At 62.9% G+C, this 21077-nt stretch carries 19 protein-coding genes and 1 pseudogene; 10 read left to right on the top strand and 10 right to left on the bottom strand.

Features of this window, described 5'->3' with window-relative positions; all coding sequences use genetic code 11:
* Positions 1-130: 130 nt before the first annotated feature.
* Complete coding sequence (locus V1294_RS14225) at positions 131-562, bottom strand: nuclear transport factor 2 family protein (RefSeq protein WP_334497910.1); 432 nt, start codon at positions 560-562, stop codon at positions 131-133.
* Between the two features lie 152 nt (positions 563-714).
* Between V1294_RS14225 and V1294_RS14220 the strand changes: the two genes are divergently transcribed.
* Both V1294_RS14220 and V1294_RS14215 read left to right on the top strand, forming a co-directional pair.
* Positions 715-1956: an amidohydrolase family protein gene (locus V1294_RS14220; protein ID WP_334497909.1), complete on the top strand. Its 1242-nt coding sequence runs from the start codon at positions 715-717 to the stop codon at positions 1954-1956.
* 233 nt (positions 1957-2189) lie between these two features.
* The gene (locus V1294_RS14215; protein ID WP_334497908.1) at positions 2190-3404 is read left to right on the top strand and encodes a mandelate racemase/muconate lactonizing enzyme family protein; all 1215 of its coding nucleotides are present in this window, start codon (positions 2190-2192) and stop codon (positions 3402-3404) included.
* Positions 3405-3547: 143 nt separating this feature from the next.
* On the opposite strand, the gene V1294_RS14210 is transcribed toward V1294_RS14215, so the two are convergent.
* From V1294_RS14210 to V1294_RS14200, 3 genes are all read right to left on the bottom strand, one after another.
* Positions 3548-4780: an ABC transporter substrate-binding protein gene (locus V1294_RS14210; protein ID WP_334497907.1), complete on the bottom strand. Its 1233-nt coding sequence runs from the start codon at positions 4778-4780 to the stop codon at positions 3548-3550.
* Between the two features lie 88 nt (positions 4781-4868).
* Positions 4869-5576, bottom strand: coding sequence for an MFS transporter (locus tag V1294_RS14205; protein ID WP_442895339.1), 708 nt, complete (start codon positions 5574-5576; stop codon positions 4869-4871).
* A gap of 140 nt (positions 5577-5716) precedes the next feature.
* Complete coding sequence (locus tag V1294_RS14200) at positions 5717-6562, bottom strand: CmcJ/NvfI family oxidoreductase (protein WP_334497905.1); 846 nt, start codon at positions 6560-6562, stop codon at positions 5717-5719.
* A gap of 341 nt (positions 6563-6903) precedes the next feature.
* Here V1294_RS14200 and V1294_RS38000 point away from each other — a divergent pair.
* Together V1294_RS38000 and V1294_RS37995 are read left to right on the top strand one after the other, a co-directional pair.
* Positions 6904-7434: pseudogene (locus V1294_RS38000) on the top strand (SDR family NAD(P)-dependent oxidoreductase); the annotation flags it as partial.
* Between the two features lie 80 nt (positions 7435-7514).
* Entirely contained in the window at positions 7515-7682 is a 168-nt protein-coding gene (locus V1294_RS37995; protein WP_442895443.1) for an SDR family oxidoreductase, read from the top strand.
* Between the two features lie 209 nt (positions 7683-7891).
* Here the strand turns inward: V1294_RS37995 and V1294_RS14190 are convergent, their stop codons facing one another.
* Positions 7892-8191, bottom strand: coding sequence for an HU family DNA-binding protein (locus tag V1294_RS14190; protein WP_027536409.1), 300 nt, complete (start codon positions 8189-8191; stop codon positions 7892-7894).
* 426 nt (positions 8192-8617) lie between these two features.
* Between V1294_RS14190 and V1294_RS14185 the strand changes: the two genes are divergently transcribed.
* The 6 genes from V1294_RS14185 to V1294_RS14160 all read left to right on the top strand — a co-directional run bounded on the left by V1294_RS14185 (position 8618) and on the right by V1294_RS14160 (position 15332).
* Entirely contained in the window at positions 8618-10234 is a 1617-nt protein-coding gene (locus V1294_RS14185) for an ABC transporter substrate-binding protein (RefSeq protein ID WP_334482898.1), read from the top strand.
* 24 nt (positions 10235-10258) lie between these two features.
* A complete protein-coding gene (locus tag V1294_RS14180) occupies positions 10259-11233 on the top strand; it encodes an ABC transporter permease (protein ID WP_108514700.1) in 975 nt (324 codons plus the stop codon).
* Positions 11234-11237: 4 nt separating this feature from the next.
* Positions 11238-12068, top strand: a complete 831-nt coding sequence (locus tag V1294_RS14175) for an ABC transporter permease (protein WP_334497901.1) — start codon at positions 11238-11240, stop codon at positions 12066-12068.
* Positions 12065-13696 (top strand): ABC transporter ATP-binding protein, encoded by a 1632-nt coding sequence (locus V1294_RS14170; protein ID WP_334497899.1) that lies wholly within the window; start codon positions 12065-12067, stop codon positions 13694-13696. Before V1294_RS14175 ends, V1294_RS14170 begins: the two co-directional genes overlap by 4 nt.
* 130 nt (positions 13697-13826) lie before the next feature.
* Complete coding sequence (locus V1294_RS14165) at positions 13827-14681, top strand: VOC family protein (protein ID WP_334497897.1); 855 nt, start codon at positions 13827-13829, stop codon at positions 14679-14681.
* A 39-nt stretch (positions 14682-14720) separates the two neighbouring features.
* Positions 14721-15332: a TetR/AcrR family transcriptional regulator gene (locus V1294_RS14160; protein ID WP_108514706.1), complete on the top strand. Its 612-nt coding sequence runs from the start codon at positions 14721-14723 to the stop codon at positions 15330-15332.
* Here V1294_RS14160 and V1294_RS14155 read toward each other — a convergent pair.
* The 5 genes from V1294_RS14155 to V1294_RS14135 all read right to left on the bottom strand — a co-directional run bounded on the left by V1294_RS14155 (position 15319) and on the right by V1294_RS14135 (position 21039).
* The gene (locus V1294_RS14155; protein ID WP_334497894.1) at positions 15319-16278 is read right to left on the bottom strand and encodes a fatty acid desaturase; all 960 of its coding nucleotides are present in this window, start codon (positions 16276-16278) and stop codon (positions 15319-15321) included. The two genes, V1294_RS14160 and V1294_RS14155, sit on opposite strands and share 14 nt — an antisense overlap.
* Before the next feature lie 23 nt (positions 16279-16301).
* Positions 16302-17321: an alpha/beta fold hydrolase gene (locus V1294_RS14150; protein ID WP_334497892.1), complete on the bottom strand. Its 1020-nt coding sequence runs from the start codon at positions 17319-17321 to the stop codon at positions 16302-16304.
* A gap of 180 nt (positions 17322-17501) precedes the next feature.
* Positions 17502-19154: a regulator gene (locus V1294_RS14145; protein WP_334497890.1), complete on the bottom strand. Its 1653-nt coding sequence runs from the start codon at positions 19152-19154 to the stop codon at positions 17502-17504.
* Between the two features lie 2 nt (positions 19155-19156).
* Positions 19157-19861: a cysteine hydrolase family protein gene (locus V1294_RS14140; protein ID WP_334497888.1), complete on the bottom strand. Its 705-nt coding sequence runs from the start codon at positions 19859-19861 to the stop codon at positions 19157-19159.
* Between the two features lie 179 nt (positions 19862-20040).
* The gene (locus tag V1294_RS14135; RefSeq protein WP_334497886.1) at positions 20041-21039 is read right to left on the bottom strand and encodes a LysR family transcriptional regulator; all 999 of its coding nucleotides are present in this window, start codon (positions 21037-21039) and stop codon (positions 20041-20043) included.
* Between the last annotated feature and the right edge of the window lie 38 nt (positions 21040-21077).

The raw sequence follows: 21077 nt of genomic DNA, 5'->3' as shown, positions 1-21077 counted from the left end.
GGCAACGCCGGTGGCCTCGTGGTTCGAGACGCGCGGCGTTGCCGCGCTCCTCACCATGAGGATCCAAAACCTCATCCTGAGGAGCGCGCATAGCGCGCGTCTCGAAGGATGAAAGCCCCGATGGCAAGCCTCACGCCTCGATCCCCATCTGCACCAGAATGCGCTCGGCGCTGTCGTTCCAGACGTCCATCTTCACGATCTGGCCGCCCTTGACCACGAAGCGGTCGACGTAGCGGTTGCCTTCGAACGGCGTGCCGTCAAGCCACTCGCCATAGAGCGTGCCGATGCTGTAGACGATCGTCTCGTCCGCGCCGGGGCAGACGTCGAAACGGTCCATCTGCTTCTTGACCCAGCGATAGCGCCGCGCGTTGAAGCCGGTCGGCCCGCGCGGATGATCGAACGCGCGTCCGCCGGTGAAGGTGATGATCGTGCCGGGCTTCATGTAGGCGGCGGCCGCCTCGGGGTCCGGGATCATCGACGCCGTGAGATAGGCCTCGACCACCTCGGCATCAGACATTTCCTTGACGTCGTTCTTGGGGTCGGCTTTGGCGGCAATGGACATGGCGATCTCTCCTGACGGCCGGACTCTACAATCGAGCCTCTAAATTGCATGCATATATTTTGAACAATACGGCCTCAAAACTGCACACAATCTGGAGCTGCCTCGGGAACGCCCTTCCGTTAGGGTGAGGAATCCTCCAACCCCGCTGCGCGATGAACACAAAAACCGCCTTTGATCTGATCTTCCGCAACGCCAGGACCCGGTTTTCGGCCACCCCGGTCGATATCGGCGTGGCCGGCGGGCGGATCGCCGCCATCGAACCCCGGCTCGCCTGCGAAGCGGCCGAGATCGAGGTCGGCGGCAAGCTCACCCTGCCCGGCTTCGTCGATACCCATATCCATCTGGATAAAGCCTGCCTGCTCGGCCGCTGCGGCCACGACCATGGCAGCGTGGCTGAGGCCATCGCCGCGGTCGCGGCCATGAAGCGCGAATTCACGGTCGAGGACGTCTACGCACGCGGCGCAAAAGTGATCGAGCGCGCCATCGTGCACGGCACCACCCGGATGCGCACCCATGTCGAGATCGATCCGCGCATCGGCTTGCGCGGCTTCGAGGCGGTGAAGGCGCTGAAGCGCGACTATGCCTGGGCGCTCGATCTCTCGGTCTGCGTGTTTCCACAGGAAGGGCTGACCAACGATCCCGGCGCCGAAGCGCTGTTGATTGCGGCCTTGCGCGACGGCGGCGAGGCGATCGGCGGCTGTCCCTATATGGACACCGATCCGAACGCGCATCTCGAAAAAATCTTCGGTCTGGCGCAGGAGTTCGACGTCGATATCGATTTGCATCTCGACTTCGATCTCGATCCGTCGTGGTGGCATCTCGAAGAGGTCTGCCGGCTGACCGAACGGCGCAATTACCAGGGCCGCGTAGCGATCGGTCACGCCACCAAATTGTCGGCGCTGCCGCCGGAGCGCCTGAAGGCCGCCGCTGTGCGGCTGGTCAAATCGGGGGTCGCCGTCACCGTGCTGCCCGCGACCGATCTCTATCTGATGGGCCGCGACGCCACGCATAATGCGCCACGCGGGCTGACGGTAGCGCACAAGCTCGTCGAAAGTGGCGTGCTGTGTTCGGTCGCGACCAACAATGTGCTCAATCCGTTCACGCCGTTCGGCGACGCCTCGCTGCTGCGGATGGCGAATTTCTACGCCAATGTCGCACATGCCGGTATCAGCGAATTCGACGCCTGCCTCGACCTCGTCACCGAGCTGCCGGCGCGGCTGATGAACTTGCGGGATTACGGCATCGGGCCGGGCAACCCGGCGGACCTGATCATTCTCGATACGGACAGCGGCGCAAACGCGATTGCGGAACTGCCCGACATGCTGATGGGCTTCAAGAACGGGCGGCAGGTGTTCGAGCGGCGGAAGCCCACGTTGTTTCCGCCGGCGGCTTAGCCTCCTGCACCGTCGGTGGCTTCATCCTTCGAGACGCGGCGCAAGCGCCGCTCCTCAGGATGAGGTCTGGGACTGGGCGGAAGGTTAAACCCTCATGGTGAGGAGCGCGGCAACGCCGCGCGTCTCGAACCATGCAGGCCATGCTCTGCCTTATGCGCTGTCCTGCGATTGACGGGCCCCGCCAATCATTGTTGTTATCGGCCAACGACAACAACAAGCCTAGGGCAGGAAACATGAAAAAGGCCACCACCATAAGAAGCGTCGAAACGCTCGCCTGCGACGCCGGCTGGCGCAACTATCACTTCGTCAAGATCCTGACCGAGGACGGCATCGTCGGCTGGAGCGAGTACGACGAGGGCTTTGGCGCGCCGGGCGTGACCGCGGCGATCGAGCGTCTCGGGGCGCGCGTGGTCGGCAAGAACGCCTTCCAGCACGAGCGGATTTACGCGGAACTGTTTGCCGCGACGCGGCCGGCCGCCGGCGGCGTGGTGGCGCTGGCGTTAGGGGCGATCGAGAACGCGCTGCTCGACGTCAAGGCCAAGGCGCTGGGCGTGCCCTGCTACGAGCTGCTCGGCGGCAAGATCCGCGACCGCATCCGGGTCTACTGGTCGCATTGCGCGACCTGGCGCATCAATCATCCCGATTGGTTCAAGCCTGCGATTACCGATCTCGACGGCGTCAAATCCATCGGCAACGAGGTGCGCGAAAAAGGCTTTACGGCGATGAAGACCAACATCTTCGTCTACACCGACGGCAAGCCGCAGGGCTGGCGGCCGGGCTTCGGCTCGCCGTTCGAGCCCGAGATCAACGTCGATCGCACGGTGCTGCGAAACCTCTGCATGCATCTGGAAGCGATCCGCGACGGCGCCGGGCCCGATGTCGATTTGCTGCTCGACCTCAACTTCAACGCCAGGACCGAGGGTTATCTGAAGATCCTGCGCACCATCAAGGACATGGATATGTTCTGGGTGGAGATCGACACCTTCAACCCGCAGGCGCTCGGCTACATCCGCCGCCAGAGCCCGCACCCCATATCATCCTGCGAGACGCTGCTGGGCCTGCGCGAGTTCCTGCCCTACTTCAACGAACAGGCAATGGACGTCGCCATCATCGACACGCCCTGGAACGGGGTCTGGCAATCGATGAAGATCGCCGCCGCCGCCGAGCACTTTGAGGTCAACGTCGCCCCGCATAATTTCTACGGCCATCTCTGCACCATGATGAACGCACATTTCTCGGCCGCCGTGCCGAACTTGCGCATCATGGAAACCGACATCGACCGGCTCGCGTGGGACCACGAGCTGTTCACGCACGTGCCTGAGATCGTCGACGGCCATCTCATCATGCCGGACCGCCCGGGCTGGGGCACCGAACCCAACGAGGAAGGCCTGCGCGCCCATCCGCCGAAGAGCCAGGGTGGGCTGCTGAATTACGGGCAGAAGAAGTAGGCGCGCGCTCAGACTTCGTAGGGTGGGCAAAGCGAAGCGTGCCCACCATTCCCGGCAACGCGTGTGGATAGATGGTGGGCACGGCGCAAACGCGCCTTTGCCTACCCTACGCTCTCAGGGCTGGGAAGGAACGATGCCCGCGCTCAGTTATCATTCGGCGCGCTCGCGAACGCGCTCTCGATCACGTCGCCGATCGGCTGCCAGGTGTTGCCGTCGAACTGCACCAGCCGCATCTGCTTGATCGGGTGGAAGTCGGCCGGACCGGTGTTGATCACAATTCCCGGAAGCACGACCGGACTCTGGTAATTCCTCAGCGACGCCGCCTGCCGCATGATGTTCTCGCGCGACAGGTCGTCGCCGCACTGGGTCAACACCTGGACCAGGGTTTCGGCCGCCGCGTAGCCGAAGATGGCGTAGCTATCCTCCTTGTCGCCGTCGGGATAATATTTGTCCATGAACGCGAGCCACCCCTTGATGGCGGGATCTTCCTTCCAGGCGGTGTCGCTGGCATCCTTCAGAAACGAGGTGGAGATTACGCCGACGGCGTTCTGAAGCCCCGCCGGTCGCAGCGCGTTGGCGATCGAAGCTGCCGCATTGACCAGCAGTAGGACGGGATGCCAATCCAGCTCGGCCGCTCTGCGGATGGCACGCGCCGAGATCGGCGGCGCGCAATTGAGCACAAGCACGTCGGCCCCGGAGTTCTTGAGGATGTCAACCTGGCTATCGATTGACATGTCCGCATCAATGGCGATGTCGGCCACGATCATGTTGGCGGTGAGGCCGAGCCCCTCCTGCAATCCCCGGAACAGATCGCGGCCGAACTGATCGTTCTGCCACAGCACGGCGATCTTCTTGCTTGGATAGGCGGCCTGGATGTAATTGGCATAAATCCGCCCCTCGGCCCGAAAGGTCGGCTGCCAGCCCATCGTCCACGGAAATCGCTTCGGGTGCGCCCACTCTTCGTCGCCGGAAGCGACAAAGAGCTGCGGGATGCTCCGCTCGTTGAGATAGGTTCGCGTCGCCAGGTTGCTCGGCGTGCCGAACGATCCGAACATCAGGTGCACGCGCTCCTGCTCGACCAGTTCACTGGTGTGCTCGACCGCCGTTCTCGGATTTGAGCTGTCGTCGCGGGAGATGAACCTGATCTTGCGCCCATTGATGCCGCCGCGCTCATTGATCATGTCGAAATAGGCGGCCTCCGCCCTTCCGATCGAAGCGAAAGCGGCCAGCGGCCCGGTATAGGGCATGATGTTGCCGATGCGGATTTCGGTGTCGGTAACGCCAGCGCCGTGGACCGGCTGCGTGGCCGCTGAAGCCCATACCAGCGCGGCGGCGAGAAACGATACAATACGTCTGGCTTTTGTTGTTGTTTGCATCGACATGGCCTCGAAAGCCAAGCTCGCGGAAGCTTGTGACGCCAACCCAGCGGAAGTGATGATAGCGCGCAAAATCCGGTTGTTGAACTCAAATGTTGGGGCAGACCCATAGCCGGCAGGACGAGTAGAGCCAACGGGGCGCGCATTCGCGCGACCCGTTGGCTCTACCCGTCCTAGTATATATCAGAAACACGATCGTTCCGACGATCAAGGTCGCGGCCATGAATAGCAGCACGGCGGGGAGCCCGAAGATCCTCGCAACAATGCCGATCGTCGATTGCATCAGCGCGGCGCCGAGGAAGAAGGCGAGATTGATCGCAGACAAGGCCTTGCCGGCATTCTGCGCGTCCACGAGTTGCCGCGTCATGCCGTAGAGCAAGGGTTGCGTCGAGATGGCGATGCCGATCAGGACGAACAGCGCGCCGTCGATTTGTACCGGCACGGCCTTCACGCCGAGCAGTTCGGACAGCGGATAATGGGGCGCGCCGGCGGCCATCAGCGCGAGCAGCAACGCGGCAAGGCAATGCGTGGCGGCCAACACTTCACGGCGATGGCCGATGCAGCGATCGAGAATCCCCGTCAGCACGGGGCCTGCGATCAGCGCGAGCGTAAACGGGCCGAGCATATTGCCCGCCTCGATGCGACTGAGCGCCTTGATCTCCATCAGCCATGGGCCGCCCCACAATCCCCGCAGCACCAGCGAGGCCGCGAGCGACACCAGCGACAGCGCGATCAGGCCGCGAAGACGGGTCGGCAGGCGCCGCCGGCTGTTTCGGGACCAGCGCGATACCGCCATCGCCACCGCCGAATCAGCGCGCGGATGTTGCTATCCGCGTCATCGGCCTTGCCGTCCATAAGCCGTCTCGCCCAAAATTGTCTTGGGGGCGCGAGGTATCACCAACAGGGTGGGAACGCGAATCCGGCGAGACTGCCCGATCAACTCTTGTGGAACACCAGTGTCCGCAGCTCGATGCTCTCGCGGGGGGCCGCGTCGGCGGGCGTGGTCGGATCGGTGAAAGCGGTATGCGGCCCGAACCGCGTGCGGCCGTCGGTTGCGGAATCGTAGCACTTCAGCAGCAACGCCTCGTCGGTCCTCATTTCCGGGATGTAGTACCAGCGATGGTTCGGGTTGTATTTTACGGAATAGGTTTCGCCGCTGCGGTTCGGATAGATCAGGTCGGAGGCTATGAGATCGCCCGCCTCCACCGTCTGGCCGTCGCACATCGCAAGCGGCGTATCGCGCAAGGGACCGCGGATCGGCCGCCAGACATTGATGACCTGCACGCGCCCCTTCAGGAGTTCGTCGGCCTCGTCGGGAAGGTGCTCGCGAACGCGGTTGGCACCCGAGATGTCGGTCTGGTCGACATGGACCCGCGTGGCCGGCTGCCGCGGTCCGGCGCCCCTGATATCGGCGGCGCCATCGACGCGCTTGCGCACGGTGTGGTCGAAGATGAAGACGCGGTCGGCTTTGAGCGTCGCCTTCAGGAAGGCCTCCACGGCGGGGTAGTAGACGCTCCTCACTTCCTTGTCGTCGTAGAAATCCTTGACGATGGTGGGATGGCGCACCAACGCAAAGCCTTCGCGGTCCAAGGAGAGGTTGCCGGCGATCAGGCGAGCATCGAAGATCGGGACGTTATGCGGTTCAGGCAGCGCGGTGGATTTGGGTTCGCCCGGCGGCGGATCGAAGGCGTACGTGCGGGGCTTTCCCGGGGTCGGCGCGAGATAGTTCAGCTCGGCGGTGACGAAGGGAAGCGATTCGAGTTTTGCTTGTTGCAGGCCCATGGTGGTCTCCTGGACTCCATTGTTTGTTCTGTTTGATCTCGGCCCGGCCACCTCGGCCCGCAAGACGTTTCCGAAAATAGCAACGATGCCATTCCCGGCGGTGGCAAACGGGAAAAATCCTTTTTCAAGACGCCTTCCGAACCGGATGGTATTTCCGGCACTCACGGGCTCGTCATCGCCCGCGAGCGGCGCGATCCGGCCCTTCGATGCGTGAAGCGCGAACCTGCCCTCACCCGCAGGCCGCTTGATCATGCCGGCCCGCGGAACCAAGATGGCATTATCGGCCGATCATCGGCGTCGGCTCAACCAGCGGCAGGGAAGACCGCGACCGGGAGAACACCATGCAAGTCACGATGAAAGATCGCGTCGCCGTCGTCACCGGTGGCAGCAAGGGAATCGGGCTCGCCGTCGCACGGCAGTTCGCCGCCTCGGGCGCCAAGGTCGCGATGCTGGCGCGCGGCGCGCAGGACCTGAAAGCCGCGCGGGAATTGCTGGCCAAGGAAGGCCTCGCGGTTCGCGACTATATCTGCGATGTCTCGAAGGCATCAGATATTGCCAAGGCGCATGAGAAGATCACAACCGATCTCGGCCCGGTCGATATTCTCGTCAACAACGCCGGCACGGCGCGGACGATGGCGTTCGAAAACATCTCTGACGAAGCCTGGCAGGAAGACCTCGACCTCAAACTGTTTGCTGCGATCCGTTTCTCCAGGCTGGTCTGGCCGGGCATGAAGGCGCGCAAATGGGGCCGCATCATCAACGTGCTCAACACCTACGCCAAGGCGCCGGTGGCATCCTCGGCGCCTACCTCGGTATCGCGGGCGGCCGGCATGGCGCTGACCAAGGTGATGGCTGGCGAAGGCGGCGAGCACAACATCCTGGTCAATGCCATGCTGGTCGGCCTGATCATGAGCGATCAGTGGGTGAAGCGGCACGCGGCGCAGGCGCCGACATGGATTTTGAGGTGTTCGCCAAAAACCTCGCCAAGGGTATCCCGCTGGGGCGCATCGGCACGGCGGAGGAATTCGCCAATTTGGCCTGCTTCCTCGCCTCCGAGCAGGGATCGTTCATCACCGGCACGGCCATCAATGTCGATGGCGGCCGTTCGCCGGTGGTGTAGCGGGACCGGGCGCAAACGGCGCGGCACACTGAGGTTACCTCGCCCCGCGTGCGGGGAGAGGTCGAATTCGCGCTAGCGAATTTCGGGTGAGGGGGACTCTCCGCGAGCACCTCTGCTAGCGAAGTTGCGGAGGCAGCCCCTCACCCCAACCCTCTAAGAGCGAGCTTTCGCTCGTCTCGACCCCGTGAAGAACGGGGAGAGAGAGATTCTTAAACCGCGTCCTTGGCGGCCTTGACCGGGCGGGCCCGGACGATCTTGCGGGCCGGCTTGGCCTTGAACATCATTTCCTCGCCCGTGAAGGGGTTGGTGCCCTTCCGAGCCTTGGTCGCGGGCTTCTTGACCACGACGAACTTTGCGAAGCCGGGGACGAGGAATACCCCGTTCTTCTTGAGCTCCTTGTGGCCGACGTCAACGAGCGCTTCCATCACGCCCTTGACCTCTTTCTTCGAAACTTCGGTGGTGGTCGCGATCTTCTCGATCAGCTGCGACTTAGACATTTGGGTAGCCATGGTTGCTCCATTGATTCTGGCACAGGCGACGATATGGCGGAAACCGCCTAAAAAACAGGGTTTCCGACATTCTGCACAACTATCTCGCTAATCGAGTTGCACTGATTCGTCCAATTTTGGCTGGTTTTTAGGCCTCCGAAGCCGTGCGGAGCCTTATTTTAGGGGGATTCCGCCACTCCTGAGGGCCCCTTTCCGGACAATCTCAGACTGCCGGGCAGCCCGTGCCTCTATTCTGACGGGCCTTGATTTCGCACCCTAGCGAGAAAACGAGCAGGCCGATGACGCGCTGAGCACGTTGTTTTCAGGAAGGATTTTCCGCTTCACATCGCGATTAGAAAATGACTCGCGTTCCCGTTCCATCGTAACATCCCTCGCAAGGCGGACGCGTGAACGGTTCGCCATCAATAGTGTGTCTGGAGACTTCGCATGGATTTGACGCGCCTTGAGATCAATCGCCGCACCGCGCTGCTGACGTCGGCGGCCATCGCGGCCAACGTGATCAATCCGATGCGGGCCTTTGCCCAGGAAACCCCGCGCAAGGGCGGCGTGTTCAACGTCCATTACGGCGCCGAGCAGCGCCAGCTCAATCCGAGCATCCAGGCTTCCACCGGCGTCTACATCATTGGCGGCAAGATCCAGGAAAACCTCGTCGATCTCGACGCCAACGGCCAGCCGGTCGGCGTGCTCGCGGAAAGCTGGGAGGCCTCGCCCGACGGCAAGACGGTGACGTTCAAGCTGCGCAAGGGCATCACTTGGCACGACGGCAAGCCGTTCACCTCGGCCGACGTCGAATTCACCGCCATGAACATGTGGAAGAAGATCCTCAATTACGGATCGACGCTGCAGCTCTTCCTGACCGCGGTCGAAACGCCGGACGCCGAGACCGCGATCTTCAGGTATGAGCGGCCGATGCCGCTGAACCTGCTGCTCCGCGCCCTGCCCGACCTCGGCTACATCTCGGCCAAGCACCTTTATGAGAGCGGCGATATCCGCCAGAACCCGACCAACCTCGCTCCCGTCGGCACCGGCCCGTTCAAGTTCGTCAAATATGAGCGCGGGCAATATGTCATCGCCGACCGTAACCCGGACTATTGGCGCCCCAATGCGCCCTATCTCGACCGGATCGTCTGGCGCGTGATCACCGATCGCGCTGCGGCTGCGGCACAGATGGAGGCCGGCGAACTGCATTACTCGCCGTTCTCCGGGCTGACGATCTCGGATCTCGCGCGGCTCGGCAAGGACAAGCGCTTCATCGTCTCCACCAAGGGCAATGAAGGCAACGCGCGCACCAATACACTCGAGTTCAACTTCCGCCGCAAGGAAATGTCCGACATCCGGGTTCGCCGCGCGATCGCGCATGCGATCAACGTGCCGTTCTTCATCGACAATTTTCTCGGCGATTTCGCCAAGCTCGGCACCGGGCCGATCCCCTCGACCTCGGCCGACTTCTATCCGGGTGCGAACACGCCGCAATACCCGTACGACAAGGCCAAGGCCGCAGCGCTGCTGGACGAAGCCGGCTTCAAGGCAGCCCGTGGCGGCACGCGCTTCTCAGTCAAACTGCTTCCCGCGCCATGGGGTGAGGACATCTCGCTGTGGTCGACCTTCATCCAGCAGTCACTGGGTGAAATCGGCATCCCCGTCGATATCGTGCGCAACGACGGCGGCGGCTTCCTCAAGCAGGTCTATGACGAACATGCCTTCGATCTCGCCACCGGCTGGCACCAGTACCGCAACGATCCCGCCGTCTCGACCACGGTCTGGTATCGCTCGGGCCAGCCCAAGGGCGCGCCCTGGACCAACCAGTGGGGCTGGGAAGACAAGGCGGTCGACAAGACCATCGACGACGCCGCGACCGAAGTCGATCCGGCCAAGCGCAAGGCGCTCTACGCCCAGTTCGTCAAGGAAGTGAATACGGAGCTCCCGGTCTGGATGCCGATCGAGCAGATCTTCGTCACCACGATTACGGCGAAGGCACGCAACCACTCCAACACCCCGCGCTGGGGCTCGACGAGCTGGCACGATCTTTGGCTTTCGGCTTAACCCGATATCCGACAAGATAGGTGTATGCGCATCCTTGGCCTTGCGGGGCGGCGGCTGGCCGCCTCGATCCCGACCCTAATACTGATCCTGATCGGCGTGTTTCTGCTGCTGCAGTTCGCGCCGGGCGATACCGTCGACGCCATGATGGCGCAGATGGGCGGCGGCGACGCCGCGACCGCCAAGGAGCTGCGAAAATTCTATGGGCTCGACCTCTCGATCCCGGCCCAGCTCGGCAATTATCTGTGGCGGCTGGTGCGGCTCGATCTCGGCTTCTCCTCGATCTACGGCAAGCCGGTGGCCTCGGTCATTCTGGAACGGCTGCCGCCGACGATCCTCTTGATGACGGCGTCGCTGTCGTTCGCGTTCTTCTTCGGGCTCGTGTTCGGCGTGATCGCCGCCCGCGGCGTCAACCGCTGGCCGGATACGCTGATCTCGACGCTCGGCCTGATCTTCTACGCCACGCCCTCGTTCTGGTTTGGATTGATGGCCATTGTCGTGTTCTCGGTCTACCTGCAATGGCTGCCGCCGGGCGGTTTCGAGGACATCGGCACGGTGCGGACCGGGATCTGGCGCGTCTTCGATATCGCCAGCCATCTGGTGCTGCCAACGCTGACGCTGGGGCTGATCTTTCTGGCGATTTACCTGCGCATCATGCGCGCCTCGATGCTGGAAGTGCTCAACCTCGATTATGTCCGGACCGCACGTGCAAAGGGCCTCGACGAGACGCGCGTGGTGACGCGGCACGTGCTGCGCAATGCGCTGTTGCCGATGGTGACGCTGATCGGGCTGCAGGCGGGCACCATGCTGGGCGGATCGGTAGTGGTCGAAAGCGTGTTCTCACTGCCGGGTCTCGGGCGCCTCGCCTATGAATCGGTGGTGCAGCGCGACCTCAATACACTGCTCGGAATCGTGTTCGTCTCCGCGCTGCTCGTCATCATCGTGAACTTCGTCGTCGACCTCATTTATGCGCGGCTCGATCCGCGCATTACGGCGGGTTGAAGCGATGGATGCGGTCAAGCGCTATTTCCGAAGCCCCGCCGCCGTCGCCGGCCTGATCCTGCTGTTAATCGTGATCGCCATGGCGATCTCCGCCGGCTTTCTCTATCCGCGCGATCCGCTCGCGCTCGCCGGCCGCCCGCTGATCTGGCCGTTCGCCAATCCGCGCTTCCTGCTCGGCACCGATAATTCGGGGCGCGATATCGCCGCGCAAATTTTCTACGGCGCGCGGATATCGCTTTTGATCGGCGGCGTCGCTACCGCGATTGCGATCCTGATCGGCATCCTGGTCGGCGCCTTCGCCGGCTATTACGGCGGCTGGGTCGACAATGTACTGATGCGGGTTACCGAGGCGTTCCAGACGCTACCGAACTTCGTGCTGCTGCTGGTGCTGGTCGCCGTGTTCGGCTCGACGCTCACCACCGTCACCATCGCAGTCGGCGTGGTGTCGTGGCCGGCGCCGGCGCGGCTGACCCGCGCGGAATTTTTGTCCTTGCGCAACCGCGAATTCGTCCAGGCCGGACGAACGCTCGGCATGAAAAACATCCAGCTCATCTTTGGCGAAATCCTGCCCAATGCTCTGCCTCCGGTCATCGTCTACGCCAGCGTGGTGATGGCGGTCGCGATACTCCTCGAAAGCGCGCTGGCCTTCCTGCGGCTGTCCGACCCCAATGTGGCGTCATGGGGCAACCTGATCGGCCTCGGCCGCGACGTGCTGCGGGTGCAATGGTATGTCTCGGCGATCCCCGGCATCGCCATCCTCGTCACCGTGCTCGCGGTGTCGCTGGTCGGCCAGGGGCTCAACGATGCGCTTAATCCGAGGCTGAAGGGCCGATGAGCGGGACCGAAGCCATCCTCTCGCTGGATCGCCTGAGCGTCCGCCTGCCCCGCGGCGCGGACCGGACACATGCGCTCAGGGACGTGTCGCTGGAGATCGCATCGAACGAGATCCTCTGCGTGGTCGGCGAATCCGGCTCCGGCAAGTCGATGATGGCCAACGCCGTCATGCGGCTGTTGCCCAACGAGGTGACGATCGACGGCGGCCGGGTGATGTTCGAGGGCCGCGACCTCTGCGCGGCAACAATTGCCGACATGCGTGAGGTGCGCGGCGCCGGCATTGCGATGATTTTTCAGGAGCCGATGACGGCGCTCAATCCGCTGCGCACCATCGGCGACCAGATCGCGGAAATGTTTTCGATTCACACCGAACTGTCGAAGGCGGAGATCGGCGCCAAGGTACTCGCCCTGCTCGCCGACGTCCGCATTCCCGATCCCAAGGTGGCGGCAAAGGCCTATCCGCATGAGCTGTCGGGAGGCCAACGCCAGCGTGCCATGATCGCGATGGCGCTGGCGCTCGATCCGAAGCTGCTGATTGCCGACGAGCCTACGACTGCCCTCGATGTCACGACGCAGGCGCAAATTCTAAAACTGATCCGCGACCTGCAGCAGCGCCGAAAAACCGCGGTCATGTTCATCACCCATGATTTCGGGGTCGTCGCCGAGATCGCCGACCGCGTCGTGGTGATGCAGCACGGCGTCATCGTCGAACAGGGCACGACGGCGGACGTGCTGCACCGCCCGCGGCACGCCTACACCAAACAGCTCATCGCCGCCGTTCCGCCGCTGAAGGCGCCGCCGCCGCGCCCGCTGGCCGCCGACAACATCCTGACGATCACGGATGTCTCGAAGACCTATCGCACCGGCGGCTTTCTCGGGCGCGGCACGCGGGTGACGCCGGCCGTGAAGAACGTATCGCTCAAGCTGCCGCGCGGCGCCACGCTCGGCATCGTCGGCGAATCCGGCTCGGGCAAATCGACGCTGGCGCGCTGCATCGTGCGGCTGATCGATCCAGATGCCGGGTCGATCGTGCTCGATGGCAGCGACTGGGCGAAGATGCCGCGTGAAAAAGTCCGCCGCGAGACGCGCCATATACAGATGGTGTTTCAGGACCCGTTCGCCTCCCTCAATCCGCGCCGCAAGGCGGCCGAGCTGGTGGCGCAGGGCCCGATCGTGCACGGCGCGCCGCGCGCGCAGGCGATTGCGGATGCGAAGGAACTGTTCGCGCTCGTCGGACTAGATCCTTCCTCCGCCGACCGTTATCCGCATGAATTCTCCGGCGGCCAGCGCCAGCGCATCGGCCTTGCGCGGGCACTGGCGCTGAAGCCGGACGTACTGGTCGCCGACGAGCCGGTCTCGGCGCTCGATGTCTCCGTGCAGGCGCAGGTGCTGAAGCTGCTTGCGGAATTGCGCGCACGGCTCGGGCTGTCGATCGTCTTCATCACGCACGACCTGCGTGTTGCCGCGCAAATCTGCGACCTCGTGGCCGTCATGAAGGATGGTGAAGTGGTGGAACACGGGCTGGCGGGCGAAGTGTTTGGCAATCCGCAGCACGCATACACGCGGGCGCTGCTCGACTCCATCCCGGGCGGGGAGTTTGCAAGGGAGCACGAGACGGCGGCGGTGTAGCAGCTCCGCATCCCCGCTCTTCGCAGGGTCGAGACGAGCGAGGCCCGCTCTTGGAGGAAGATCCTTTCTTGCAGGCAACTGATCGTTCTGCTTAGTTTAAGTCAGCTAATCAAGCTCAAGGAAACAAGAAGTGGCACTCAAAAACGTCATCGGAATCGATCACGCCGTGGTCATGGTGAAGGACCTCGACAAATCAGCCGAGAACTACAAGCGGCTGGGCTTCACCGTGTCACCGCGCGGCACCCACAGCGCGCATATGGGATCGGGCAACTACACCATCATGTTCGACCCTGATTATATGGAATTGCTCGGCGTGCTCCGGCCGACGGAACATAATGAGCCGGCGCGGGCGTTCATCGAGAAGAACGGCGAAGGCATCGAGCGTATCGCCTTCACCGCCGTGGATTCGGCGCGGGGCGCGGAAGAAATTCTCGCGCGTGGTTATGTCCCCGTTGGCCCGACGGATTTCGAGCGGCCGGTGACGCTGCCTGATGGCACGGAATCCGAAGCCAGGTTCCGGACCTTTCAATGGCCGACGGTGGAAGCGCCGGGCGGCGTGCGTATCTTTGCCTGCCAGCACAAGACGCGCGAGACGGTCTGGATTCCTGAACTGATGAAGCATGCCAACGGCGCGAAGCGCTTGAAGCAGGTGCTGATGGTTGCGCCGGAGCCGGCCAAGGAGGCCGCTCATCTGTCGAAGCTGATCGACCGCGAGGTACGCAACGAGTCCGATGGCGCGATCGCGGTGCCCTCGGGTGGCGACCGCGCGGACTTCGTATTTCTGACGAAAGGTCAGCTCGGCAAGCGCTATCCCGGCGTTTCGCTGGCCGGCCTGCCGGAACGCGGCGGCGCAGGCCTTGTGATCGTGGCCGATGTCGCCGCGGCGGAGAAGGCGCTGGGTACAGCCGGCGTGAAAAGCGCAGGCGGCATTGTGGTGCCACCAGCCGAGGGCAACGGCACGATGCTGGCGTTTGTCGCGGCGTAGCCGGCAGCGCCAGTCGTGCTGCATCGGGGAAGCCGGAACATGGCGAAGGGCAGAAGCGAAGCAGACAGCGATACGGCGGCAACCCGCCGTGGTCGCCCCCGTTCTGCCGAGACCACCAACGCCATTCTGCAAAGCGCCTACACGCTGATGGCGACTACGGGTCTCGCCGCCACCAGTATCGATGCTGTTGCGCGGCATTCCAACGTCTCGAAGATGACCATCTACAAATGGTGGCCATCGCGAGAGGCCTTGCTGATAGATGCGTTCCTGAACCATGCCTCGCTGATGCTGCCGCTGCCGGCCACCGGCGCGCCGGCGGAACGCCTGAGAAGCCACGCCGCGGCTTATGCGAAGGCGCTGCTGGGCGAGTTCGGCAGGGTACAGCTCGCGGTGATCTCCGAATGCATCTCGAACACAGGGTCCGCGGAGATTTTCTACGAGCGCTATCTCGGGTATCGAAGAACCGCCCTGGTCGAATTGATCGCCGCCGGCCAGCAGGACAGAAGCATTGGCGCGACCGGGACGCCGGAGGACCTGTACGACGCGATCTATGGCAGCCTGTTCTACCGCTACATCTTCGGAATCAAGCCGATCTCGCCGGCACATGCCCGCAATCTCGTCGACACCCTGCTGATGATCAAGAACCGCTGACGCCGCCGGCCGCGTCAGCTCGCGCGCGGCGGAACCACGCCCACGTCTCCCGCGTCACGGCCCGATAGCCCTGCCCCCGGAAAACGATCTGATCATCGACGATCCGGTTCAGCTTCGGCAGCGCATGAAACGGGATCGAAGGATAAGCGTGGTGCTCGACGTGATAGGGCATGTTCCACGCAAACCATCTCATGAGCATGCCGGTGTAGGTGGTGCGGGTGTTCTGAAAGGCGCTGCGCGTCCGTTCACATCCGGTGTGCTCGGCGTAGAGATAAGGTCGCAGGAATAGCTGGCCGACGATCAGCGGGACGATCCACACCCAGAGCAGAAGCGCCGTATGCAGCGTGAGCGACGCGAGCAGCAGCACGACATAGAAGGCGACATAGAGGCGCGCTTCCTTCACGACGATGTGGCGCTTGCCTTCCGGGATCCAGGGAGCGGAGGCCTTGCCGGTAAAGGCATGGTGAAGCATCAGCCCTACCCGGAAAGCGACCTGTCGAAGACCGGTATAGGCGACTGCGAGTTGCGTATCCGAGGCGGGGATCGGGCCAACAAGCAGTTCCGGATCCCGATCCGGATCCTGCGTGTAGCGATGGTGGTCCCAGTGGAACAGGCAATAATATTCGTAAGGCAGTCCGATCGCGAATGAAGACAGATGACCGAATGCGAGATTGAGCGCGCGGCTCCGAAACGCCGTCTTGTGGGCGGTCTCGTGCACGACCATGAACAGGAAGGCGACGAAATAACCTTGCACGACGATGAGCGGCAACGCCCAGGCCAGGCCGTAGGTCGAGGACACCAGCCAGATCAGCGTACCGAAAATGCCGATGGCGCCGTAGTGGCTGACCGCGCGAACGATACCTTGAAGGTCGGATCGCGCCGATAGCTCGCGGAGCGCGGCCGAATTCAGCGGCTTCTCTCCCGTTGCAGTGATGGCAGTGCTCATGGTCGCAATCGCCTCCCAGGATTTCAACTCTGCAGCAGCGTCGATATTTCGGCAGTGATGAACCCGCGATCCGCGGGATTGTTGACAGGATTTCCGGCGCGGTGTCCGTGGATCGAGGGAATCGGATGCAGTTCGGCTGACCTCGCGTTGACGAGCCGGCCGATCTCTTCCTCGTTGTCGCTGACATCGAAGTAGCGGTCCGTCTGCCCCGGCATCAGCAGAACCCGTGCCTTGATCGCCGCGAGCGCACGGACCATGTCGCCGCCGAATTCCGGACATTGGCTGATATCACCGCGCTGCCAGATGCCGATCTGCGCCAGCAGATCGTTGGCATCACGGCGCGAGAAGGCTTCATCCCAGGAACGCGCCAGGTAATCTTCCAGCGAGCTGAAGCCGTAATCGCGCCACACCTCGTCCCGGTAATAGGCGTGCGACATCGCCCATCCGGCATAGACGCGCCCCATAGCGCGCAGGCCAGCGGCAGGCCTGGCGACGAAACGACTGTCCCTGAACGCGGGATCGGCGGTGAGCGCGGCCTTCACGCCCTCGAGGAATACGTGATTATAGGGCGAGCATCTGGCGCTGCCGCACACAATGGCCGCCCGCTCCACCATGTCGGGATGGCACGCCGCCCAATGGTACGCCTGCATGCCGCCCATGGACCAGCCGTAGACCAGCGCGATCGTCGAAATCCCGAACTGCTCGACCAGAAGGCGGCGCTGGACCGCCACCGCGTCGTGATAGCTGATGGCTGGAAACGGCGTCACTTCCGAATTGGATGGCGACGAGGACAGGCCGTTGCCGAACAGGTTTGGAATGACGATGAAGAAGCGTTCCGGATCCAGGATGCCGCCGCGCTGCACCAGCCATTCCGTGTCGGTGTGCTGCGCGCTGAAGGACGTCGGATACACAATCACGTTGTCCTTCCGCGCGTTCAGCGTGCCATAGGTCTTGTAGGCAAGACGCAACGAGGGGAATACGACGCCCGACTGCAGCAAAACGTCTCCGGCGTGGAAGACCTGATAATCACCGCTGGTCGCCATATCGTCACCCTTGTCGGCGCGCGTAACCGGCGCAACCTTTAATGTACAAATCGTACATTATTTGGATGAGATTGCAACCGCATTGTTGCGGCCTTCGAAACGCACGCTGGCGCGCCTCGAGACCAGGTCTCATGTCAGACCATATGGTGCGCGTATCTTTACGAGGCCGCCCACCACGCCTCATTCGGCCGGGGCTGCTGCGACCTCCGCATGCGAGTAGTCGACACCTGGACTGGTCTTCGCCAGCGCGAACAGACCTGCCGCCATGACCGCATAGGCCAGCGCGACGCCCGGCGTGACGCCGAGGCCGCCGCCGATGCCGATGGCTTCGCCGTGCATGAAACCGAAATAGGTCATGACCGCACCGGCCAGCGCAAACGCGGATGCTTTAAGAAAATCACGCTCGATCACGAACACGCCGATCGCGCCGAGCACCAGGCCGGCGAGGATCGAGCCGCCGCCCATCACTTCGAGGCCGTGATAGAGCACGCCCTGCTGCGGCAGCGCTGATATTGCGGCGGACTTGACCGCGTCGACCTTGTCGGCAGCGAGACCGCCGACCGCCTGCGCCGCCGTGATCGTCGAGCCGAGCATGGTGTCGATCTGCAGTTTCGCCCAGGCAGCGAGATGCGGCGTCAGCGCCAGCACGATCGCCGGCGCATGCTTGACCGGCGTGGTCTGGAACGCCTGCGCGCCGATCAGCATGCCGATATAGAGCAGGATCGGCGAGATCGCGACCACGGGCACCAGCGCCAGCAAGACCGAGATGATACCGAACCACGACAGCAGCACCACCATCAGGCCGGTCGCCGCCGAATAGCCGATCCGCCCGCCCATCGCCTTCCAGCCGGGATGGCCGATATAGACCGCGTTGATGAAGGGATTACCCATCAGGCAGCCGATCAGGCTGACAACGCCGTCGGCAGTGAGCACGCGCGTGGTCGGATATTCGTCGCCGGCCGCTTCCGCGCTTTCGACATTATCCATGGCTTCGACGAGGTCATAGATGCCGAACGGAATTGCCGTGACCAGGACGATGCCGAGGAATTCGAAGCCGGAGAAGACGTGGCCGATGGCCGGCAACGGCACCGAGAAGCCGAAGTTCGCAAAGGCATCGCCGACGCCCTTCAGGCTCAAACTGCCGAGGCCGAGACCGAACAGATTCGAACCCCAGGCGATGATCATACCCACCGCAATGGCGACGAGGCCGGCCGGCATACCCCTCCAGTATTTCACGCCGCCGAACCAGCTCACCAGGATGATGGCAAAACACACCAGCCCGATCTGCGGCGTCATGTACATTTCGAGCGCCGGGCGCATCGAGATGAAGGTGACTGAGACACCCGCGAGCGTGCCGAGCAGCGCCGCGCGCGGGGTGATCTTTCTGATATAGGGCGCGATGAAGCCGCCGATCATCAGGATAAAGCTCTGGAAGAACACCCAGACCAGGCCGGCCGACCACCCCTTGACGGGATCGCCGGTCTTCAGCGTGATCGGCAGCATGATCACGAAGGTGACGATGAACATGTGCGGGACGCTGACGCCTGATGGCAGCGCGCAGACGTCGCTGCGGCCGGTCTTCTGCGCCAGTTTGTAGGCGAGATACGCGTAATAGAACGTCGAGAGGCACATCATCAGGCCGAGCGCCGGCAGGATGCGGCCGAAGACGATCGAGTCAGGCATCTTCAGTACGAAGCGCAACAGCCCGGTCAGCACCAGCATGTTGACGAGAATGTTGGTGCCGAAGCCGAACAGCGCGTTCCAGTCGCCGGGTGTCCACAATACCGGCTTGAAAGTGGATGTGCCTGATGTTCCTGTCGCACTCGTGCTCATCGTTATGCCCCCGCTGCTGCCGTTCTTGGAATCTCCAGTGAAAGCGCCTCCAGCACCGCGGCCGAGTCGGAGACCCAGCCAAAAATGCCGCCCTGGGCCTTGATCATTTTCAGGCCCATCTCGTGAAACTCAGGAAAGTAGGATGCGCAACCATCCGCCAGCACCACGCAGCGATAGCCGCGGTCGTTGGCTTCGCGCACGGTGGTGTTGACGCAGACCTCTGTCGTGACGCCGCAGACCAGCAAATTCTCGATGCCGTAGCGCTGCAGCACCTCGCCGAGCTCGGTGGCGTAGAACGCGCCCTTGCCCGGCTTGTCGATCACGATCTCGCTGTCGAGCGGATACAATTCGGGAATGATGTCGTGGCCGGCCTCGCCGCGAATGAGAATGCGCCCCATCGGCCCGGGATCGCCGATACGCAAGGACGGCGGGCCGCGCTCGACCTTGACCGGCGGCGCGTCCGACAGATCGGGCAGATGGCCCTCGCGGGTATGAACGACCAACATGCCGGCCGCGCGCGCCGCAGCCAGCACCGCTGCGATCGGCTGCACCGCCCGCGCGAGCTGGCTGACGTCATTGCCGAGCGTCTCGCCGAAGCCGCCCGGCTCCATGAAATCGCGCTGCATGTCGATGATGAGAAGCGCGGTCGCCGCCCAGTCGAGCTCGATCGGTCCCGGCTCCGCTCTGAGCTTTGCTGAGTTCGCCATGACGTACGCGCCCCGAACGAGAGAACTCTTAAAGAGAAGTCAAGCAAGGCGCGTGCCATTGTGTACAATGCCGGCTGGCGATCGGTCTGCAGAAAATCAGTCGTATTGTCAGCCCGTTATTCGCCGATGCGGATCACGGCACGCCTTTATCGAACGCACCACTAGCGAGCAGTTGCCCATTAGCTGTGCATGCTGCGATTGCGCTTGCCCGACCGAAGAACGAACGACCTGTCATTTCCCGTTCGCACCTGTCCCAACAACTGGACCAGCCACGCAAGGCCCGCATCCATCATCGCCACTTTCGGAAGGACGACATTGATCGAGAAACGCGGCAGCGGCAGCGGCGCCTTGACGGCGAAGACATTGAACCGGGCGCCATGGATCTCGATAAACCGTCGCGGCAGCGCGGAGACCATCTCGGTTTCGGCCAGCACCGAAAGCGCGAAAATGAAGTTTGGCACGGTCAGGGCGACGCGCCGCGTCAGGCTTTTCTTGGCGAGTTCAACATCCACGAATCCGGTAACATCACCGGTATGCGAAACGACGAGATGCTCCATCTCGCAGTAGCGCTTGAGGGTCGGATTTCGCTGGAACGAATGCCCCTTTCTGACGGCGATGACGAACTCCTCCTCGTAGAGCTTCTGCTTATGGAAACGGACCGGAATATCGTCGAACGGAATGATCGCGATATCCATCGTCCGGTCTTCGAGCTCCTTCAACGCATCCCTCCACGCCAGATGAAGCGCGGTGAAGCCTTGCGTCGGTAATAGCTGCCGGATACCCACGTCGACGCCCGGCGCCACCTCCCGCAACGTCTCCAACAGCGAAGGCAGGATGACCGACGAAATTCCATCCGGCGCGCCGATGACGAAACGGCGCGTCGAATGCCGCTGATCAAACGGCGTAGCTGTCGAGACGACCCCGCGGACACGCGCGAGAATTTCAGCCACCGACGCGGCGAGCTGGGAGGCACGCTCCGTTGGAACAACGCCCTTCGGAGTCTTGAGAAACAAGGGATCGCCAAGCAGCGCGCGCAGGCGGCCGAGTCCATGGCTGATGGCGGACGGCGAAAGATGCAGCCGCTCAGCCGATCGGCCGACATGCCGCTCCTGAAAGACGATCTCGAACAGCACGAGCAGGTTGAGATCGATCCGGGAAAGGTCAGTCTGGTTCAGCATAATGCTGAAATCATATCACTGGATTCAGTATCATTGAA

This window comes from Bradyrhizobium sp. AZCC 1678 (assembly GCF_036924765.1).
Classification (GTDB): Bacteria; Pseudomonadota; Alphaproteobacteria; order Rhizobiales; family Xanthobacteraceae; genus Bradyrhizobium; species Bradyrhizobium algeriense.
The sequence above is the reverse complement of the archived record's forward strand: the minus strand, read 5'-3'. Positions and strand labels throughout refer to the sequence as shown.

Bases quoted from the DNA above. Each gene is read 5' to 3' on its own strand.
- V1294_RS14225 (WP_334497910.1), bottom strand. From the start codon at position 562: ATGTCCATTGCCGCCAAAGCCGACCCCAAGAACGACGTCAAGGAAATG.
- V1294_RS14220 (WP_334497909.1), top strand. From the start codon at position 715: ATGAACACAAAAACCGCCTTTGATCTGATCTTCCGCAACGCCAGGACC.
- V1294_RS14215 (WP_334497908.1), top strand. From the start codon at position 2,190: ATGAAAAAGGCCACCACCATAAGAAGCGTCGAAACGCTCGCCTGCGAC.
- V1294_RS14210 (WP_334497907.1), bottom strand. From the start codon at position 4,780: ATGCAAACAACAACAAAAGCCAGACGTATTGTATCGTTTCTCGCCGCC.
- V1294_RS14205 (WP_442895339.1), bottom strand. From the start codon at position 5,576: ATGGCGGTATCGCGCTGGTCCCGAAACAGCCGGCGGCGCCTGCCGACC.
- V1294_RS14200 (WP_334497905.1), bottom strand. From the start codon at position 6,562: ATGGGCCTGCAACAAGCAAAACTCGAATCGCTTCCCTTCGTCACCGCC.
- V1294_RS37995 (WP_442895443.1), top strand. From the start codon at position 7,515: ATGGATTTTGAGGTGTTCGCCAAAAACCTCGCCAAGGGTATCCCGCTG.
- V1294_RS14190 (WP_027536409.1), bottom strand. From the start codon at position 8,191: ATGGCTACCCAAATGTCTAAGTCGCAGCTGATCGAGAAGATCGCGACC.
- V1294_RS14185 (WP_334482898.1), top strand. From the start codon at position 8,618: ATGGATTTGACGCGCCTTGAGATCAATCGCCGCACCGCGCTGCTGACG.
- V1294_RS14180 (WP_108514700.1), top strand. From the start codon at position 10,259: ATGCGCATCCTTGGCCTTGCGGGGCGGCGGCTGGCCGCCTCGATCCCG.
- V1294_RS14175 (WP_334497901.1), top strand. From the start codon at position 11,238: ATGGATGCGGTCAAGCGCTATTTCCGAAGCCCCGCCGCCGTCGCCGGC.
- V1294_RS14170 (WP_334497899.1), top strand. From the start codon at position 12,065: ATGAGCGGGACCGAAGCCATCCTCTCGCTGGATCGCCTGAGCGTCCGC.
- V1294_RS14160 (WP_108514706.1), top strand. From the start codon at position 14,721: ATGGCGAAGGGCAGAAGCGAAGCAGACAGCGATACGGCGGCAACCCGC.
- V1294_RS14155 (WP_334497894.1), bottom strand. From the start codon at position 16,278: ATGAGCACTGCCATCACTGCAACGGGAGAGAAGCCGCTGAATTCGGCC.
- V1294_RS14150 (WP_334497892.1), bottom strand. From the start codon at position 17,321: ATGGCGACCAGCGGTGATTATCAGGTCTTCCACGCCGGAGACGTTTTG.
- V1294_RS14145 (WP_334497890.1), bottom strand. From the start codon at position 19,154: ATGAGCACGAGTGCGACAGGAACATCAGGCACATCCACTTTCAAGCCG.
- V1294_RS14140 (WP_334497888.1), bottom strand. From the start codon at position 19,861: ATGGCGAACTCAGCAAAGCTCAGAGCGGAGCCGGGACCGATCGAGCTC.
- V1294_RS14135 (WP_334497886.1), bottom strand. From the start codon at position 21,039: ATGCTGAACCAGACTGACCTTTCCCGGATCGATCTCAACCTGCTCGTG.